We start from the raw sequence: 16221 nt of genomic DNA, 5'->3' as shown, positions 1-16221 counted from the left end.
GTCGATGACCGCGTGCCCGGTGAGAGGGTGTAGCCCGCTCCACCGCGCTCCCGTCCCGCGCCGGGACAGAATCGGCGCGTGGAACGAGGACGAGACGAGGGGTGCGCCCGGTGAGTGACGAGTCGAGCTCCGGACTGGCACGGGTCCCCCGCGCCCTCCGGTTCTGCGCGGTGGGGGTGGGTCTCGGGGTGGCCAGCATGGCGCTGCTCCCGGTACTCCTCCTGCTGGCCGCGCTCTGCCTGCTGGGGGTGGGGTTGTTCCTGCTGCCGGTGGGGCTTCGGGTGCTCGCCCGGCTCGCGGACGTGGCGAGGCGGGAGACGGACCGGTTCACCGGCCGCCCCACCCCGGAGGTCCCGCGCGCGGCCGGCCAGCGGCTGGCCGAGTCGCTGGGCGACCCGGTGACCTGGCGCGACCTGCGGTGGCTCCCGACGTCGATGGTCGCGGGCACCACCTTGGGAGTCCTGGGGCTCGGCGTCGCGGTGACGCCGCTGGTGGCCTTGGTCGCGACCGGCTTCTGGTGGGTCTTCCCCGAGGACGAGCCGATGCGGATGCTGGCCGGGCAACCGGTGGACAGCTGGGGCAGCGCCGGGCTCCTCGGCGGCACGACCCTCGTGCTCGCCGTCGTGCTCGCCGTGGTGGTCCCCGTGGCCGCCGCCTCGCTGCTCGGGTGGATCAACCGGGTGCTGCTGCACCCCGGCGAGCGGGAACGCCTGGCGGCGAGGGTGGACACCCTCCGGGCGACGCGCAGCGGCGCGGTGAGCGCGCACGACGCCGAGCTGCGGCGGATCGAGCGGGACCTGCACGACGGAACCCAGGCCCGCCTGGTGTCCATCGCGATGCACCTCGGCCTGGCCGAGCGCCGGTTGGGCGACGACCCGCAGGCGGTGGGCGAACTGGTCGCGAAGGCGCGCGCCGGGGCCGAGGACGCCATGGTCGAACTGCGTGAGGTGCTGCGGCAGATGTACCCGCCGATCCTCTCCGACCGGGGACTGCCCGGTGCACTGGCCTCGGTCGCCTCGGACTGCGCGGTACCCACCGAACTGTCCGTCGGGGAGCTCGGTGAGGTGCCCGACCCGGTGGAGGCGGCGGTGTACTTCGTCGTCGTCGAGGCCCTCACCAACGCGGCCAAGCACAGCGGCGCGTCCCTGGTGACCGTCGCGGTCAGCAGGCAGGGCCGCTCGCTGCGCGCCGAGATCCGGGACGACGGCGCCGGTGGCGTCGTGGAGGGAGCGGGGACCGGGATCGTGGGGATGCGTCGCAGGGTCGAGGCGCTGGACGGCCGGTTGCGCATCGACAGCCCGCTGGGTGGACCCACCACGGTGCTCGTGGACTGCCCGTGCGAGTGGTGATCGCCGAGGACAACGTGCTGCTGGCCGAAGGGCTGTCGCTGGTGCTCACGAGTTCGGGGCACGAGGTGGTGTCCCGGGTCACCACCGGTGATGGCTTCGTCCGGGCCGTCGCCGAGCACCGGCCGGACGTCACCGTCGTCGACGTCCGGCTCCCGCCGTCGTTCCGGGACGAGGGCGTCCGGGCGGCGCTGCGAGCCCGTCGTGACCGGCCCGACCTCCCCGTGCTGGTGCTCTCCCAGTACGTGGAGGGGACCTACGCGCGGGAGCTGGTCGCGGACGGGGCGCGGGGAGTCGGCTACCTGCTCAAGGACCGGGTCGCGCGGATCGGGGAGTTCCTGGACGCGCTGGGCCGGGTCGCCGCCGGCGGCACCGCGCTGGACCCCGAGGTGGTCAAGCAGCTGCTGGCGCGGCGTGCGGGGCCGCTGGTCACGCTGACCCCACGCGAACGGGAGGTGCTGGGCCTGATGGCGCAGGGCTACGCCAACGGGGAGATCGCCGAACGCCTCGTCGTGACCGACCGCGCCGTGCACAAGCACGTCGGGAACATCTTCGCGAAACTGGACCTCCCGCCGGGGGACAGCGGGCACCGTCGCGTGCTGGCCGTGCTCGCCTACCTCGAGGGCTGACCCTCCCCCTGCCGCGAGAGCGGGCGGACGCCGAGGACGTCCAGGGCGTGGCGGTGGCGTCGGGGCCTCCCGCCGCCCGACGAGGGGGTCGCGACCGGGGACGGCTCGGCGAGCAGCCGGACGGCATCCGCGCCGTGCCCGTTCCCCACCCGTCGGGCCGGCTCGCGGCCGTCGATGCGGCTCCGCCAGCCCCCCGGCCCGACGTCCGGCGGCGGACGCCGGTCCATGCGACCCTCTGACCAGCCACCGCCGGCGGAGAGCCAGCGGCGGCGGAACGGCGCTGTGGCGGGAGCCATGAACCGGTTGGCGTGCGGCCGCTCGGGAAACCCGTGCGGAGGCCGTATGTCGACACGGCGGATCCGACCGTCGGCGGAGGTGTCGTGGTGCGAGAGGACGACTCGACCCGGACGAGCGCGGAGACGCGGAGTGGACCACCGAGCCCACGCCGGTCCCGCCCCGTCGCGAGCGCGCTCACCCTGTGCGCGCTGTTGATCGGGGTGGCCGGCCTCGGTGGGAAGGCGAGTTCGCCGCCGACCGACCCGAACGCGGCCAGGTGCGGCACGTCCGAGGACTACCTGGTGGTCACGGCCGGCGCGAGCATGACCCGGGGCTCGGTGAGCTCGGACTGGGTCGGCGCGCTCCGCGAGCGTCTCGGCCCGGCCGGGATCCGTTTCGTCAACGCCGGCGTGAACGGTGACACGAGCGCGGACCTGCTGGCCCGGGTGGACCGGGATGTCGTCGCCTGCGATCCGGATGCCGTCACCGTCCTGATCGGCACGAACGACGTCCGCACCGGCGTCCCCCTCGACCGTTACCGGGCCAACCTGGACGCCATCCTGGCACGGACCCGCGAGGGAACCGACGCGCGCCTCGCGGTGGGCACCCTCCCCCCGCTCGGGCCGGACCGGGACAGCGACGCGAACCGCCGCCTGCCCGGCTACAACGAGGTGATCAGGGACCTCGCGGAACAGCACGGCGTCACCCTGCTGCCGGTGGGCGCCGAGGTCCGGGAGATGCTGGGGTGGACGACCCCCCCACCGCCCTCCCCGGGCGAGCGGGCCGAGCGGGTCGGGGCGGTGCGCCCGACCCCACCGGAGGGTGCGGCGAGTCCGGCCGTCAGCACCGCCGCCCGCGTCTCGTCGTCGGCTGGCGGGGTGTACTCGGACAACCTGCACCTGACCGACCGGGGCGGCACGGTGCTCGTCCGCCTGGTCGGCGACTGGCTGCGCGGCGCGGGGTGACCTGGGCTCCACGACGGCTCCCGGTGCCCGCCCCGAGGACGCCGCGCACGCGCCCTCAGCCCGTCGCGTCGCGCACCAGGGCCTGACCCCGGACCCTGGTGTCCCGGACCAGGGCGCGCAGCGCGTCCGGCTCGCCCCGCGCGGCCAGCACCTCCCCGTGGAGGACGTCGAGACCCGCCCGGGAGAGCAGGTCCTTCTCGTTGGTCACCCATTCGCCCCGGGCGGCGAGGATGGCGTGCGCGTACTGGGTCGCGGCCACGGCGATGCCACCCAGGCACTGGGTGGCACGGGCGGCGCGGGCGTGGTTGTGCTCGGCGTAGTCGAGCGTGAGGTCCGCCCTGGCCGACCACACCGCCGGCGCCGAGCGGCGCAACGCCTCCGGGTAGTCCACGCGGGGGAGGGTCCCCCGTAGGACGCGGTGCAGGCCGAGTTCGCCGACCACCAGGTAGGTGGGGATACCGGCCAGGTGGAACATCAGGGGCTCGATGTCGAACTCGCCCCGGCTGGCGCGCGCCATCTGGGCGTCCACGACGTCGAGATCGCGGTAGTGCACGTCGACGGCCCTGCCCTCCACCCGGAGCCATGCGCCGCCGTTGAACACGCCGCCGCCCCAGGCGCCCAGCTCGGAGACCTCGCCCTCCCAGCCCACCGATCGCAGGTCCTCGGGGTCGAACGCCCCCCGGTAGTAGAGCGCCAGGTCCCAGTCGGAATCCGGGCGCTCCCTCCCCTGGGCGCGCGACCCGCCCAGGGAGACGGCGTGGACGCCGGGGAGGGCGTGCAGGGTGTCGGCGATCGCGGTGAGGAACGCGCTGTCGGTCACGGGGTACCCCTGTTCGAGATCGGGCCGGGTCGTCCGGACCGGGGACGGTCGCCGTGGGCGGGGCCACCGCTCCGCTGACCGTGCGAGGTCCCACGATCCCCGACCGGGTGGGCTGGTCCGGGCAGCGTGCCAGGCCTCGTCGGACCGGGGCCGATCGCCCCGGTGGTCCGTCCGCCACGGCCCGGCTCGGGCGGTCGCGGAGACCGACCCAGTGATGCCGAGCCCGGCCCCGGTTCCCGCTGGCACGGTGTCCTCGGCGGGTGGGTGGGCGCGTGCCGTGGCTGCTTCGGCGCGGAGGAGGAGCGGCCCGGTGCCGCCGCTCCGGGGAGCGGGCCAGGCCGGGGTGCCTCGGGCGCCCGAGCGGTACGTGCCCCGGTCAGGGGTGGTGGAGGGGAGAGGACTCGCCCTTCACCCGTTCGGCGCCGTGCGGGACGCGTACCCGACCTCGGTCACCTCAGCCGGTCCCGGTGGCGGGCGTCCTGTCGTCCCGGTCGTCCCTGGTCGGCCGGCGGGCCCAGAACGAGGCGATGGCCGCGCCGGAGATGTTGTGCCAGACCGAGAACAGCGCGGCCGGCAGGGCCGCGAGCGGGGTGAAGTGCACGGTCGCGAGGCTCGCCGCCAGGCCCGAGTTCTGCATGCCGATCTCCACGCTGACGGCGCGCCGGGAGGCCTCGTCCAGGCGGGCGGCCCGCGCGGCGAGGTAGCCCAGCAGGTAGCCGATGCCGTTGTGCAGGACCACGGCGAGCATCAGCAGCGCGCCACTGCTGATCACGGCGTCCGCGTTCGCCCCGACGACGCTGGCGACCACGAGGACCACACCGGTCACCGAGACCAGTGGGAGCACGGGCAGCATGTGGGCGACGAGGCGGCTGGCGAACACCCGCAGCAGGATGCCCGCGACCACCGGCACCAGCACCGTCTGAACGATCGAGAAGAGCAGCCCCGCCGTGTCCACCGGGAGGCTCGACCCGGCCAGCCACAGCACGAGCAGCGGGGTCATCACCGGAGCCAGCAGGGTGGAGACCGAGGTCATCGTGACCGAGAGCGCCACGTCCCCCTTGGCGAGGAACACGATGACGTTGGAGGAGGTGCCTCCCGGTGCCGAGCCGACCAGCACCATGCCGACCAGCAGGGCGCCGGTCAGCCCGAGCAGCGTGCCCACCAGCCAGCCGGCGACGGGCATGACCGCGAACTGGGCCACGATCCCGATCCCCACCGCCCACGGCCTCCGGAGCACCAGGGCGAAGTCGGCGGGCCGCAGGGTGAGGCCCATCCCGAACATGATCACGCCGAGCAGCAGCGGCACGGAGGGGGCGAGTGTCGCGGTGGGGCCGGGGAGGGCGAGCCCGACCGCCGCGCCGAGGATCACGAGGACACCGAACCAGCGACCGGCCAGCTCGGCGACGCGGGCGACCGCGCCCTGTGGTGGTGTCGACATCATCGTCCTCTCCGCCGGGTCCCCGTCCGCCAACCGGCACCGGGGCCGAGCCGAAGGGTATCCCCCGTTCGGGCGATAGCGAGACTGGTGGGACGGAAGAGCGCCCGGTGGCGGCGGTCATTTCCCAGTGGGTGGGAAGGGAGCTGTTCGCCCCCGTGTCCCGTCCCTCTCAACGTCGGGCGAACGCGGGCGCCCGCTCCGGGCGCGGGCCGAAGCCGATCAACGCTGCCAGCGCCCGCCGAGCGGCGGGGACGCGGCGCACCACCGCGACCAGCGGCCGGGGAGGGTTCGTCCGCCTCCCCGAGAACGCCGGCGCGATGACGGACCGGTGCAGCACCCGTTGCAACGCCTGGATCACGACCGTGGGCATCCGGCGTCGTCGCTGGACGCTCGCGAGGTCGCGGGGCGTGACGTGACCCCGTCGCAACGGGTCGGCCAGCAGGCGGGCGGTGGCCACGGCGTCCTGCACGGCGAGGTTGATGCCCACGCCGCCCGCCGGGGACATCGCGTGCGCGGCGTCGCCGATGCAGAGCAGGCCGGGGACCGACCACCGGCGGAGCCGGTTCAACTTGACGTCGAGCAGGTGCACGTCGTCCATGCTCCGCAGTGCCCCCGACTCCTCGGCGAGGTCGGGTCGGATCGCGGCGATCCGCCGCCGGAACGCCTCGACCCCTTCCGCCCGGAGCTCCGGATCCCGCCCCTTGGCCGCGAGGAAGGCGAGCTGCTGGAAACCCTCCCTGGCGAGGACGAGCAGCATCGCACCGTCCACGGACCTCGGGATGAGGGCCGGGACGGCCGTGCCGTCGTCGGTGCGGGGCAGGCGGAACCACCACGCGTCCAGCGGCACCGGGTACTCCACGGGTCGCAGCCCGGCCGCGCGTCGCAGCACCGAGGCGCGGCCGTCGCAGGCGACGGTGAGGTCGGCGTGGAGGACGCCCTCCTCGCCGTCGCTGGTCCGGTACCGCACTCCCGCGACCTTCCCGTGTGACCGGACCAGGTCGATCACCTCGGTGTTCCGGCGCAGGGTGAAGGTGCGTTCCTGGCTCGCCGCCTCCGCCAGCAGGTTCAGCAGGTCCCACTGCGGCACCATCCGCACCTCCCGGTGGGTCCCCCGGAGGAGCGTGAAGTCGGCGATCGTGACCGGGTCGCCACCCGGACCGGGGAGGAGGAGGTTCCCCAGCGGGGTCTGCGGCAGCGCCCGGAAGGCGTCTCCGAGACCCAACTCGTCGAGCAGGCGTTGGGTGGACGGATGAACCGTGTCGCCCCGGAAGTCCCGCAGGAAGTCGGCGTGCTTCTCCAGCACGGTGACCTGGATGCCCGCGCGGGCGAGGAGCAGGCCCAGCGTCATGCCGGCCGGTCCACCCCCCGCGATGAGAACCGTGCTCGTCGTCATCGTCGTCCCCTCACCGTCGTCGTCGGTGAAATCTGGAACGATGATATGTATATCGAAGTGCCACGTGTCAACCCCGAGGTTGTCGTGACCGCCCGACTCCGGCGAGGCCGCGGGGATGTCGTGCGGCGGCGAGCCGTGGTCGATCGCGCCGACGCGGTCCCCCCGTGCCCGGTCATCCGAGTCCGCTCGTGCCCGTGCGGCGAACGGTAGGGTCGCGGTGCGCCGAGGAGGGGACCATGTCGGAGCAGGTGGGTTCGGAACTCGTCCAGGCGGCGCTGGCCGCGAGCCGGGAGCGCGGGCAGGACGTCGCCGACGTACCCCTGACCGCCATCGCCGAGGCGGCCGGCATCTCCCGCAGCACGTTGCTGCGGCGGCTGGGCGGCACCCGCGCTCGCCTGGACGAGGCGGTCCGCGATGCGGGGATCGACCCCGGTGGTCGCCGACCAGTGCGGGAGCGGGCGGTGGAGGCGGCGGCCACCCTCATCGGCGAGCGGGGGCTCGGCGCGGTGACCCTGGACGCGGTGGCCGCGGAGGCGCGCTGCTCCCTGCCCAGCCTGCACACGGTGTTCGGGGGGCGGGACGGTCTGCTCGGGGCGGTGTTCGACAGGTACAGCCCGGTGCTGGCGCTCGACTCCCTCCGGCGTGACCCGCCCGCCACCACGGAGGACACCGTCCGCGCCATCTACCGCGCGGTGGTCGCGGCGTTCCAGCGGGAACCGCGCGTCATCCCGGCGATCTTCGGTGACATGCTCAGCCGGCCCGGCGGCCCGGCCGGCGAGTTCCTCCAGGAGAACTTCCCCCGCCTCTTCGGCAGCGTCGGGGAACTCGTGATGGGCGAGGTGCGAGCCGGGAGGGTGCGGCCACTGCCGATGCCGCTGCTCGTCCAACTGCTGGTCGGCCCCATGCTCATGCACCTGCTGCTGCGACCCGTGCTGGCCCCGTCGCTCGGTGACGAGCTGCCCTCCACCGACCGGGCGGTGGAGGAGTTCACGGCGGCCTTCCTGCGATCAACCCGCATGGCCGAACCCCCGGGGTGACGCGAGCGGCGGCCCGGCTCGCCGGCTGGTGGACTGCCCGGCCCCAGGCCGTCCGCCGCTCGTGCGGCACGCCGACCCGCCGAGCCCCTGCCTCCCGGCGCCGGGGTGGCACCGGGAGGGGTGCGGACGTCGAGCGGGAGCCCCGGCGAGGGGAGCCGCGCGCTCCGCGACGCGCGCACCGGCTCCCCGGCCAGCCCGCGAGAGGAACGCGGTGGCCGGTCCACGTGGCGTCCGTCGGTCACTCACCGCTCGCGCGGGTCAGCTGGTCCGAAGGGCGCGTCAGGCCCGGGGTGCGGTGTCCTCCGCGCGCTCCTCGGCGAGGAAGTCCAGCAGCAGGGTGGTCACCTCGGCGGGCTTGTCCAGCGGGGCCACGTGGCCGGCGTCGGTGAGCGTCACGAAGCGGGAGTCGGGGGCCAACTGGTGGGCGGTGGCCAGCTCCGAGTGGCCGACGAGCGGGTCCTCGTCACCCCGGATCCACAGGACCGGCATCCGGAGCCCCGGCAGCCGCGGGGTGTGGTCGAGCGCCATCCGCCACGGGCCGTAGGAGAGCACCTGCCAGTCGTCCAACGCCGGCTCGCGGTGCCGGTGCTTGGCCACCGACTCGGCGTGGGCGAGTTCGTGGAGGGTCTCGAAGTGCTGGGTGTCCTCACCGGCGGTGAGGAAACCACGCATCGACTTCCGGAGGTAGGTGGTGTCGCGGGCGAGGAACCAGCTCGTCGACCGCAGCATGCCCGGGGTGCGCAGCGTGAGCCAGGTCAGGAACTGCCAGGGGCGGCGCGCGCCGACACCGCCCGGCGCCAACGCCGCGACGCGCTCGACCCGGTCGGGGTTGTTCAACGCGTAGCCGAGCCCGACGCCGCCGCCCATGGACAGGCCGACCAACGTCACCTTCGCGATGCCCAGGTGGTCGAGCAGTTCGGTGATGATCTGTTCGAGGAGTTCCTGGGTGATGCGGCGACCTCGTTGCCAGGGGCGGCTGCCGCCGTGCCGGGGCCAGTCGATCGCGTGCACCCGGTGCGCCCTGGCCAGGCCCGGCAGGATCCCGCGCCAGGTGTACTCGGAGGTGTCCAGCATCGCGCCGTGCAGCAGCAGCACGGGGGGAGCGCCCTTGGGCCCGGCCTGGTGCAGCCGGATGGGTCCGCCGGCCAGGCTGAGGTCCGCCGACGACTCGAAGATGGACCGTGTCATGAGGGGTGCTCCTCTGTCGTGGTGGCGGGGTCGAGCTGGTGGGAGATCAGGTCGAGCTGTCCGAACTGGGCCTGGCGGGTCCGTTCCGGGTCGGGAGCGGTGTTCGCCTCGAGGCCGCGTTCGACGAGGGTGATGACCAGTTCGACCGCCCGGTCGAACTGCTCGGGGCTGATGGGCCCGACCACCGAGGACGCCGAGATGAGACCGATGCTGATGGAGCTGAGCACGATGGCCAGGGCGTCCGGATCGACCTCGGCGTCGAGGGCGCCCGCCCGCTGGATGGCCGTCAGGTACTCGACCAGCCACCGCCGCCGGGAGACGTACCGGTCGTCCTCGACGGAGCGGACGTAGGAGCCGAGCAGGTCGGTGTCACCGAGGTAGCAGCGCAGCATCAGCGGGTCGGCCCGCAACGCGTTCAGGCCGAGGCGCCACGCGAGGCTCAGCCCCACCGTCCCCTCGTGCTCGACGACCCGACGTCGCACGGTGGCGACGAGTCGTCGCATCGACCGGCGGAGCAGTGCGTCGAGCACGGCGGGCTTGCTGTCGTACTCCCGGTAGACGGCGCCCTTCCCGATCCCGGCGCGAGCGGCGATGCGGTCGATCGTCATGCGGTCGTAGCCGTGTTCCAGGACGAGGGCCTCGGCGGCGTCGAGGATCGCGTCCGGTCTGTTGGGGATCAGTGGTCGGGGCATCGCCTCTCCTGGGGACGTCGTAGTGACCACAATACATACTTTGGTCACTACGGGGGCGGGGTGTCTCGGGCGGAGGGGTGGGGGCGTCCTCGACGGCGGGGTGCGTGGGGCGGCGACGGGGTCGGCCGGTGGTGGCCGTGAGCCCGTGCCCAAGGTCTGGCGCGTCCCGCCTCCCCGCCCCGGCGGCGCCGCCCGGCCGCCCCACCCCCGGCGGCCGAGGGTCGCCGCTCCGGCCGACCCGGTGCTCGTCACCAGGGAGTTCCGCCACCGGAGAAGTCCTGTGAGGACTTCGCTGACCGGGCGTTCCCCACTCGCTCCCGTCCATCGCGTCGAGAGGAGGGCGCTTCCTCGGCCGTTTCGCCTCTCACTCGTTCGGGTAGACGACGGACCAGCGCAGCGACACGCACGGTGACACCGGGCGGTGGGTGGGAGGGAGGCAGCGGAGATGCCCGAGAAGGACGCGGACACGCCGAGGACCGCTGACGAGGAGGAGGCGCCCCGCGCCGGCCGGCGGCTGGGAGCAGCCCAGCGGGTGCGGGCGGCGCGGGACCAGTTCCAGGACATCACCGGACTCGTCCCGGAAAGCGTCTCCGGCCTGTCCCGCGCCGATGAGGGCTGGCAGGTGACCCTCGAGGTCGTCGAGCTCGCCAGGGTCCCCGACACCATGAGCCTGCTGGCCACCTACCGGGTCGAGGTGGACTCCGACGGGGAGCTCCTGGGCTACCAGCGGATCGCGCGCTACGCACGGGGGCAGGCCGACCGGTGACCCGGTGCGGGCGGCCCCGACCCGCCCCCGCCCGCCCACGCCACCGCCACTCCGCGCCGACCGGGCGCGGAGCCGACGGGAACGACATGCCGAGACGCTCCACGGCGCACGATCGCCGAGGCAGAAGAGGAGGCAGCGCACGATGACCGTCGCGACACAGCAGAACAGCCAGGCCAGCGGCTCGGGAGGCGGCCGGTCCGGCAGCCTGTACGACGTCCTGGAACTGATCCTGGACCGGGGACTGGTGATCGACGCCTTCGTCCGGGTGTCCCTGGTCGGCATCGAACTGCTGACCATCGACGTTCGGGTGGTGGTGGCCAGTGTGGACACCTACCTGCGTTTCGCCGAGGCCTGCAACCGGCTCGACCTGACGCACAACTCCAAGTCCGAGACCCTTCCGGAGATGATCGGGAGCATCACCGAGAAGGGCGCCAAGGGCAAGTCCAAGGGCGCGCTCTCCGGGGCGGTGGAGACGGTCGCGGAGTCCTTCCGGGACGGTCGCGAGGAGGCCTCCGGGAAGGGACGTGACGACGAGGAGCAGCCACGCCGTCGGAGCGCTCGCCGCAAGGAGGAGGCCAGCTGATGACGTTCTACCTGTACGGGATCATCCGAGGTGACCACCCCGCCGACCTGTCCTCCCACCACGGGGTGGGCCCGGACCGGCCGCCCCTGCGGGTCCTGCGCGACGGAGGACTGGCCGTCGTGGTCAGCGAGGCCCCCCGCGACCTGCGGGGGAAACGGCGCGACCTGATCGCGCACCAGCGGGTCCTGGACGCCCTCGGTGAGCAGGGCGCGGTGCTGCCCTTCGGTTTCGGGGTCGTCTCCCCCGACGAGGGCACCGTCCTCCGCGAGCTCGCGGCCGGTGCCGCCCACTTCTCCCATCTGCTCGACGAGGTCGACCAGATGGTGGAGATCAACGTCAAGGTGACCCACCGGGAGGACGTCGTCCTCCGCCAGATCCTCCTCGCCGACCCGGAGCTGCTGAGGCTCAACGAACGGACCAGGGAGGGGGCGGGCCACCAGGACCGGCTCCGGTTGGGAGAACTGGTCGCCGGTGCCCTGGACGTGCGCCGGCGGGAGGACGCCTCGGCCGTCCTCGACGTCCTGGGACCCGCGGCCCACCAGGTCAGCACGGTCCCGAGCGAGGTGGGCGGCCCGCTGCTCAACGCCTCGTTCCTGGTGCCCCGCGACGGCATGGAGTCCTTCCACGACCAGGTCGCCGTGGCCGAGAGGCGGTTCGGGGAATGGCTGGAGATCAGGGCCGTCGGCCCCCTCCCGCCCTACAGCTTCGTGGACCTCCGGGCGTCCACGGCGGCGTGACGAGCGGGTGACCCGTGGGTCTGCTGGGCATGGTGCTGGGACTTCCGCTCGCACCCGCCCGGGGGGTCGGCTGGACCCTCCGGCAGGTGCTGGCGGCGGCCGAGCGCGAGTACCACGCACCGGAGGCGGTGCGCCGGGAACTCGTCGAACTGGAACGGCAGCTGGAAGCCGGCCTGATCAGCGAGGACGAGTTCGACAGCCGGGAGGACGAGCTGCTGGACCGGCTGGCCGGACCCCGGCCGGGCGGAACGGAAGGGTGAGACGACGGTGAACACCGGAGCGAAGGTGGCGGTGGCCGTGGCGGGTGGATACCTGCTCGGTCGCCGCCGGAAGGCGAAACTCGCGATCGGCCTCGGGCTGTGGCTGGTCGGCAAGAAGCTCGACCTCGACCCCAAACGCATGCTGGTCACGGTGGCGAAGGAGATCGGCACCTCCGCCGACCTCAACGAGCTGCGGGAGCAGGCCAGGGAAAGCCTGTGGGAGGCCGGCAAGACCGCCGCCCAGGCCGCGCTGACCCACCGCGCCGACCGCCTCGCCGACACCCTCGGCGAGCGCACCCGCGCCCTCGCCGAACAGGGTCGGGACGCCACCGGCACCGCCGAGGAGGCGGCCACGAACGCCGGCGAGCGCGCCGAGGACACCGTGACGGACGTGGGGGAGTCGGCGCGCGACGCGGGCAGGTCGGTGCGACGGGCCTCCGGGAGCGGGGACGGCGAACCCGACGCGGAGGACGTCGACGGCGAGAGCGAGGACGCCCGGTCCGCCGAGGACGACGACGCGGCACCCACCAGGTCCAGCGGGCGAACGAGCACCCGGTCGCGCTCGAGCACGACCGGGGGTTCCCCAGGGAGGAAGTCGTCCTCGTCCGGTGAGGACTCGAAGTCCAGGGGCACCGGCGGGCCGACCGGCCGGACCACCAGGGCCGAGGGCGCGCGACGAGGCAGGACGACGAGCGGGACGACGACCGGCGGGTCGAGCGGCCGGAGCACGCGGACCAAGCGGGGTGGAGCATGACCAGGACCAGCGACGTCAAGGAGAGGACCGGGCGCGCGGACGAGCAGGGGCCACTGGCCAACCTCCGCGAACTCGCCAGCAGGAACGCCTCCGGCGAACGCCTCCTCCTGGAGGTGGAACGCCACCTCCAGGCACGGGCCAGGCACGCGCTGACCTGGGCGGGGCACCGGATGGGCGCCGCCACCCAGCGCCTGGCCGGCGGGGGCGACCGCTCGGTGTCGACCGACGACACCGGCGACGGGAAGGGCGGCCGAGGACCGCTCGGCGCGGTCCGCTCCGGCCTCTCCACGCTCGGCGGCCGCCTGCGCACCGCCACCCGGCGCGTGCTCGACCGCCGCGCCAGGAAGAAGGGCGGTGGCCGGTCCGTCACCATCGTCGAGGACCTCGACGTCGGCCTGCCGGTGCGGGACGTCTACGACCAGTGGACCCTGTTCCAGGACTTCGACCGGTTCGCCGAGGGTGTCCGCGAGGTGGACCAGGTCGACGACACCACCACCGACTGGTCGGCCAGGATCCTGTTCTCCCGGCGGACGTGGCGGGCGGAGATCCTCGAACAGGTGCCAGACGAACGCATCCGCTGGACCTCGGACGGGACCAAGGGCACCACGCGGGGCACGGTGACCTTCCACGACGTGACCCCCGACCTGACCCGGGTCCTGCTCGTGCTCGACCACCGGCCCCGAGGGCTGCTGGAGCGGCTCGGCAACGCCTTCGGCGCGCAGCGGCGCAGGGTGCGGCGGGACCTCGCCCACTTCCGGCGTTTCGTCTCCCTCCGGGAGGAACGGCCCGACGGGTGGCGTGGCGAGGTGCGCGACGGCGCGGTCGTCGACCGCGACGAGGAGGACCGTCCCGACGACGGGGCCACCCCGTCGGACGCGGACCGCTCCTCCGAACCGGACGACGCCACCGCCGGACGGCGGGACGAGTTCGACGCCGACGAGGACGACCACCGGGGTGAGGCGCGCGCCGAGGACGACGACGAGGACGACGACGAGGACGACGAGGAGGACGGACCCGAGTTCGAGGACGACGCCGACGAGGACGACCTGGGACCGGAGGACGAGGTCGACGACGCCGACGAGGACGAGGCCGCCGGGCGGCACCGGACCTCGGCGCGGCGCTGAGCGCGCACCGGCACCGGGAAGGTCTCGCGACGAGGAAGGAGGGGTCAGCGCGATGACAGAACCGATGGCCTGGTCCGGGGCGCCCTCCCGGGTCGCCGGCACCCAGTCCCAGTCGACGGGGGCGAACCTCGCCGACATCCTGGAACGGGTCCTGGACAAGGGTGTCGTCATCGCCGGCGACATCAAGATCAACCTGCTCGACATCGAGCTGCTCACCATCAAGCTCCGCCTGCTGGTCGCGTCCGTCGACAAGGCCAAGGAGATGGGCATCGACTGGTGGGAACACGACCCGACGCTGTCCTCCGGCGCCCGGCGAGGCGACCTGGCCGAGGAGAACGAACGCCTGCGGGACCGGATCCGGGCGCTGGAAGCCGGTGAACGCCCCACCCTCGCCCCCTCCGGTCGGACCGAGGCCGAACGGGACGGTCCCTCGGCTCCCCGGTCCGGTGCGGTGGCGGAGACAGAGGAGGATGCCCGATGACGGCCACGCTCGCCACCATCACCTACGTCTACGCCGTCACCACGAGCGAACCGGACAGCGGGCAGGGGCACACACCGCCCTCCGGTGGCATCGACGGCGCGTCGGTCCGGGCACTGCCGGTCGGCCCGCTGACGGCGGTGGTCAGCTCCCTGCCCCGCGACCACTTCAGCGAGGCTGCCCTCAAGGACAGCCTCAACGACCTCGGCCGGCTGGAAGCGGTCGCCAGGGGACACCACACGGTCGTGTCCGACATGGCGGCCCACCGACCGGTGCTGCCGTTGCGGCTGGCCACCATCTACGACGACGACGAACGGGTCCGCCAGATGGTGCGAGGTCGGGCGCGGGAGTTCCTCTCCGCCCTCGACCGGTTCGCCGGTCGGGCCGAATGGGGCGTCAAGGTCTTCACCGACGACACCCCGGCCCCGGCGGACGAGGGTGACCGGGCGGCACCAGCGCCCTCCCGCCCCACCACCCCGGGCGGTGGGGGCGCCGGACGCGCCTACCTGCGCCGCCGGATCCAGCGGCGCGAGGCGCGGGAACGGGCCTGGGAACGCGCGTCGGACCTCTCCACCCGGCTGGTCGACCGCCTCGACCAGCTGGCGGAGGCCCGGCGGAGGCACCGCGCGCAGGACAACCAGCTGTCCGGCGCCCGGGGCGGGAACGTGCTCAACGCGGCGTTCCTGGTGTCCGAGGAGAACACGCGGGCCTTCGCCGCGGAGGTGGAGCGGTGGTCGCGGGCCGAACCCGGGGTGCGGGTGGAGCTGACCGGCCCCTGGGTGCCCTACTCGTTCGTCCCCGATGGCCTGGACGAACGGACCTCGCCCGACCCCTCCCCGTCCACCGTGGAGCGGTGACCGGGATGGCGACCGAACTCGTGCCCGGCGACGAGGACGGTGACCTCCCGCTGGCCAACCGGGACGTCTCACTGGTGGACCTGCTGGACCGGCTGCTCGCCGGCGGGGTGGTGCTCACCGGTGACCTGACGCTGGCGATCGCGGACGTGGACCTCGTGCACATCTCGCTGCGGGCGCTGATCACCTCGGTGCGGCCGGACGTCCCCTCGCCGTGGGAGCGGTGAGGCGAACTGGACGGCACCCGAGGCCTGGTCGGGGCTCCTGGCCGGCGGCGCGGCGGCCCGACGACGGGCACCACCGGAGCGGTGGTGGAGTGGAAGGAGGCGGTGTGGCGGACACGGACGACGGCCCGACGACCGGCGGCGTGCCCTCGACGATCAGGATCGGTGGGACCCAGCCCGGCGGGCGGGCCGCGAACACCGCGGCCGGCGGGGGCGCGGACATGGACGGGGTGGGCGCCGGGGTCACGGCCGCGCTCACCGAGGCGGCCAGGGAACTCCCCAACCGCGTCGACGCCCACCCCGACACGGTGGAACGCGACCTGATGAAGCTCGTGCTGACCATCGTCGAGCTGCTGCGGCAGCTCGTCGAGCGGCAGGCGCTGCGCCGGGTCGACCAGGGCGACCTCACCGAGGAGCAGGAGGAACGCATGGGTCTCACGCTCATGCTGCTGGAGGACAGGATGACCGAGTTGCGTGAGCGCTACGGCCTGCGCGCCTCCGACCTGAACCTCGACCTGGGCCCCCTCGGTTCCCTGCTGTAGGTGGCGGCGTGGGCGCGCCCTCCCCATCGCCGGAACCGGTGGCCGGGTCGGCGGGCCGGTGCGGCGGGCACGCGGGTACCGGCCAACCCGCGCCCACCGGCACGGCGGCCCGTGC

19 protein-coding genes are annotated in these 16221 nt (G+C 73.9%); 14 read left to right on the top strand and 5 right to left on the bottom strand.

The window, feature by feature from the left end; translation table 11 throughout:
- The first annotated feature begins 110 nt into the window (after positions 1 to 110).
- The 3 genes from G443_RS12385 to G443_RS12375 all read left to right on the top strand — a co-directional run bounded on the left by G443_RS12385 (position 111) and on the right by G443_RS12375 (position 3216).
- Positions 111 to 1349, top strand: coding sequence for a sensor histidine kinase (locus G443_RS12385; RefSeq protein WP_245588665.1), 1239 nt, complete (start codon positions 111 to 113; stop codon positions 1347 to 1349).
- Positions 1337 to 1975: a response regulator gene (locus tag G443_RS12380; RefSeq protein WP_026417235.1), complete on the top strand. Its 639-nt coding sequence runs from the start codon at positions 1337 to 1339 to the stop codon at positions 1973 to 1975. The genes G443_RS12385 and G443_RS12380 overlap by 13 nt, the downstream gene beginning before the upstream one ends.
- Positions 1976 to 2358: 383 nt before the next feature.
- A complete protein-coding gene (locus G443_RS12375) occupies positions 2359 to 3216 on the top strand; it encodes an SGNH/GDSL hydrolase family protein (RefSeq protein WP_155886012.1) in 858 nt (285 codons plus the stop codon).
- Positions 3217 to 3271: 55 nt separating this feature from the next.
- On the opposite strand, the gene G443_RS12370 is transcribed toward G443_RS12375, so the two are convergent.
- The 3 genes from G443_RS12370 to G443_RS12360 all read right to left on the bottom strand — a co-directional run bounded on the left by G443_RS12370 (position 3272) and on the right by G443_RS12360 (position 6867).
- Positions 3272 to 4036 (bottom strand): nucleotidyltransferase domain-containing protein, encoded by a 765-nt coding sequence (locus tag G443_RS12370; protein ID WP_035291362.1) that lies wholly within the window; start codon positions 4034 to 4036, stop codon positions 3272 to 3274.
- 454 nt (positions 4037 to 4490) lie between these two features.
- The gene (locus tag G443_RS12365) at positions 4491 to 5474 is read right to left on the bottom strand and encodes a bile acid:sodium symporter family protein (protein ID WP_026417232.1); all 984 of its coding nucleotides are present in this window, start codon (positions 5472 to 5474) and stop codon (positions 4491 to 4493) included.
- 169 nt (positions 5475 to 5643) lie between these two features.
- A complete protein-coding gene (locus G443_RS12360) occupies positions 5644 to 6867 on the bottom strand; it encodes an FAD-dependent oxidoreductase (RefSeq protein ID WP_016701168.1) in 1224 nt (407 codons plus the stop codon).
- 236 nt (positions 6868 to 7103) lie between these two features.
- Between G443_RS12360 and G443_RS12355 the strand changes: the two genes are divergently transcribed.
- Complete coding sequence (locus G443_RS12355) at positions 7104 to 7904, top strand: TetR/AcrR family transcriptional regulator (protein WP_026417231.1); 801 nt, start codon at positions 7104 to 7106, stop codon at positions 7902 to 7904.
- A 279-nt stretch (positions 7905 to 8183) separates the two neighbouring features.
- Here the strand turns inward: G443_RS12355 and G443_RS12350 are convergent, their stop codons facing one another.
- A complete protein-coding gene (locus tag G443_RS12350) occupies positions 8184 to 9092 on the bottom strand; it encodes an alpha/beta fold hydrolase (RefSeq protein WP_026417230.1) in 909 nt (302 codons plus the stop codon).
- Positions 9089 to 9784, bottom strand: a complete 696-nt coding sequence (locus G443_RS12345) for a TetR/AcrR family transcriptional regulator (RefSeq protein WP_016701171.1) — start codon at positions 9782 to 9784, stop codon at positions 9089 to 9091. Before G443_RS12345 ends, G443_RS12350 begins: the two co-directional genes overlap by 4 nt.
- A 445-nt stretch (positions 9785 to 10229) precedes the next feature.
- On the opposite strand from G443_RS12345, the gene G443_RS12340 reads away from it, so the two are divergent.
- The 10 genes from G443_RS12340 (at position 10230) to G443_RS12295 (ending at position 16106) form a co-directional block, all read left to right on the top strand.
- A complete protein-coding gene (locus G443_RS12340; RefSeq protein WP_016701351.1) occupies positions 10230 to 10550 on the top strand; it encodes a gas vesicle protein GvpO in 321 nt (106 codons plus the stop codon).
- Positions 10551 to 10692: 142 nt separating this feature from the next.
- On the top strand, positions 10693 to 11133 hold the full coding sequence (locus tag G443_RS12335) for a gas vesicle structural protein GvpA (RefSeq protein ID WP_016699674.1): 441 nt from the start codon (positions 10693 to 10695) through the stop codon (positions 11131 to 11133).
- Complete coding sequence (locus G443_RS12330) at positions 11133 to 11870, top strand: GvpL/GvpF family gas vesicle protein (protein WP_026417229.1); 738 nt, start codon at positions 11133 to 11135, stop codon at positions 11868 to 11870. Before G443_RS12335 ends, G443_RS12330 begins: the two co-directional genes overlap by 1 nt.
- A gap of 14 nt (positions 11871 to 11884) precedes the next feature.
- Positions 11885 to 12130: a gas vesicle protein GvpG gene (locus G443_RS12325; protein WP_016699676.1), complete on the top strand. Its 246-nt coding sequence runs from the start codon at positions 11885 to 11887 to the stop codon at positions 12128 to 12130.
- Positions 12131 to 12137: 7 nt separating this feature from the next.
- Positions 12138 to 12884 carry a hypothetical protein gene (locus G443_RS12320; protein WP_051313275.1) on the top strand — a complete coding sequence of 249 codons (747 nt, stop codon included), beginning with the start codon at positions 12138 to 12140 and terminating at the stop codon, positions 12882 to 12884.
- Complete coding sequence (locus G443_RS12315; protein WP_051313273.1) at positions 12881 to 14008, top strand: SRPBCC family protein; 1128 nt, start codon at positions 12881 to 12883, stop codon at positions 14006 to 14008. Before G443_RS12320 ends, G443_RS12315 begins: the two co-directional genes overlap by 4 nt.
- A 52-nt stretch (positions 14009 to 14060) precedes the next feature.
- A complete protein-coding gene (locus G443_RS12310; RefSeq protein ID WP_026417228.1) occupies positions 14061 to 14489 on the top strand; it encodes a gas vesicle protein in 429 nt (142 codons plus the stop codon).
- Complete coding sequence (locus G443_RS12305) at positions 14486 to 15343, top strand: GvpL/GvpF family gas vesicle protein (protein ID WP_051313271.1); 858 nt, start codon at positions 14486 to 14488, stop codon at positions 15341 to 15343. Before G443_RS12310 ends, G443_RS12305 begins: the two co-directional genes overlap by 4 nt.
- Before the next feature lie 5 nt (positions 15344 to 15348).
- A complete protein-coding gene (locus G443_RS12300) occupies positions 15349 to 15567 on the top strand; it encodes a gas vesicle protein (RefSeq protein ID WP_030104098.1) in 219 nt (72 codons plus the stop codon).
- 218 nt (positions 15568 to 15785) lie between these two features.
- The gene (locus G443_RS12295; protein ID WP_026417226.1) at positions 15786 to 16106 is read left to right on the top strand and encodes a gas vesicle protein K; all 321 of its coding nucleotides are present in this window, start codon (positions 15786 to 15788) and stop codon (positions 16104 to 16106) included.
- The last annotated feature ends 115 nt before the right edge of the window (positions 16107 to 16221 follow it).

The sequence above is a fragment of the Actinoalloteichus caeruleus DSM 43889 genome, from assembly GCF_000429185.2.
GTDB classification, from domain to species: Bacteria; Actinomycetota; Actinomycetes; order Mycobacteriales; family Pseudonocardiaceae; genus Actinoalloteichus_B; species Actinoalloteichus_B caeruleus.
This window is presented reverse-complemented; position numbering and strand designations above follow the sequence as displayed.

Excerpts from the sequence above, each read along its gene's own strand:
- G443_RS12335 (WP_016699674.1), top strand. The coding sequence starts at position 10,693 with ATGACCGTCGCGACACAGCAGAACAGCCAGGCCAGCGGCTCGGGAGGC.
- G443_RS12360 (WP_016701168.1), bottom strand. The coding sequence starts at position 6,867 with ATGACGACGAGCACGGTTCTCATCGCGGGGGGTGGACCGGCCGGCATG.
- G443_RS12300 (WP_030104098.1), top strand. The coding sequence starts at position 15,349 with ATGGCGACCGAACTCGTGCCCGGCGACGAGGACGGTGACCTCCCGCTG.
- G443_RS12340 (WP_016701351.1), top strand. The coding sequence starts at position 10,230 with ATGCCCGAGAAGGACGCGGACACGCCGAGGACCGCTGACGAGGAGGAG.
- G443_RS12355 (WP_026417231.1), top strand. The coding sequence starts at position 7,104 with ATGTCGGAGCAGGTGGGTTCGGAACTCGTCCAGGCGGCGCTGGCCGCG.
- G443_RS12295 (WP_026417226.1), top strand. The coding sequence starts at position 15,786 with ATGGACGGGGTGGGCGCCGGGGTCACGGCCGCGCTCACCGAGGCGGCC.
- G443_RS12350 (WP_026417230.1), bottom strand. The coding sequence starts at position 9,092 with ATGACACGGTCCATCTTCGAGTCGTCGGCGGACCTCAGCCTGGCCGGC.
- G443_RS12365 (WP_026417232.1), bottom strand. The coding sequence starts at position 5,474 with ATGTCGACACCACCACAGGGCGCGGTCGCCCGCGTCGCCGAGCTGGCC.
- G443_RS12345 (WP_016701171.1), bottom strand. The coding sequence starts at position 9,784 with ATGCCCCGACCACTGATCCCCAACAGACCGGACGCGATCCTCGACGCC.
- G443_RS12310 (WP_026417228.1), top strand. The coding sequence starts at position 14,061 with ATGACAGAACCGATGGCCTGGTCCGGGGCGCCCTCCCGGGTCGCCGGC.
- G443_RS12315 (WP_051313273.1), top strand. The coding sequence starts at position 12,881 with ATGACCAGGACCAGCGACGTCAAGGAGAGGACCGGGCGCGCGGACGAG.
- G443_RS12305 (WP_051313271.1), top strand. The coding sequence starts at position 14,486 with ATGACGGCCACGCTCGCCACCATCACCTACGTCTACGCCGTCACCACG.
- G443_RS12330 (WP_026417229.1), top strand. The coding sequence starts at position 11,133 with ATGACGTTCTACCTGTACGGGATCATCCGAGGTGACCACCCCGCCGAC.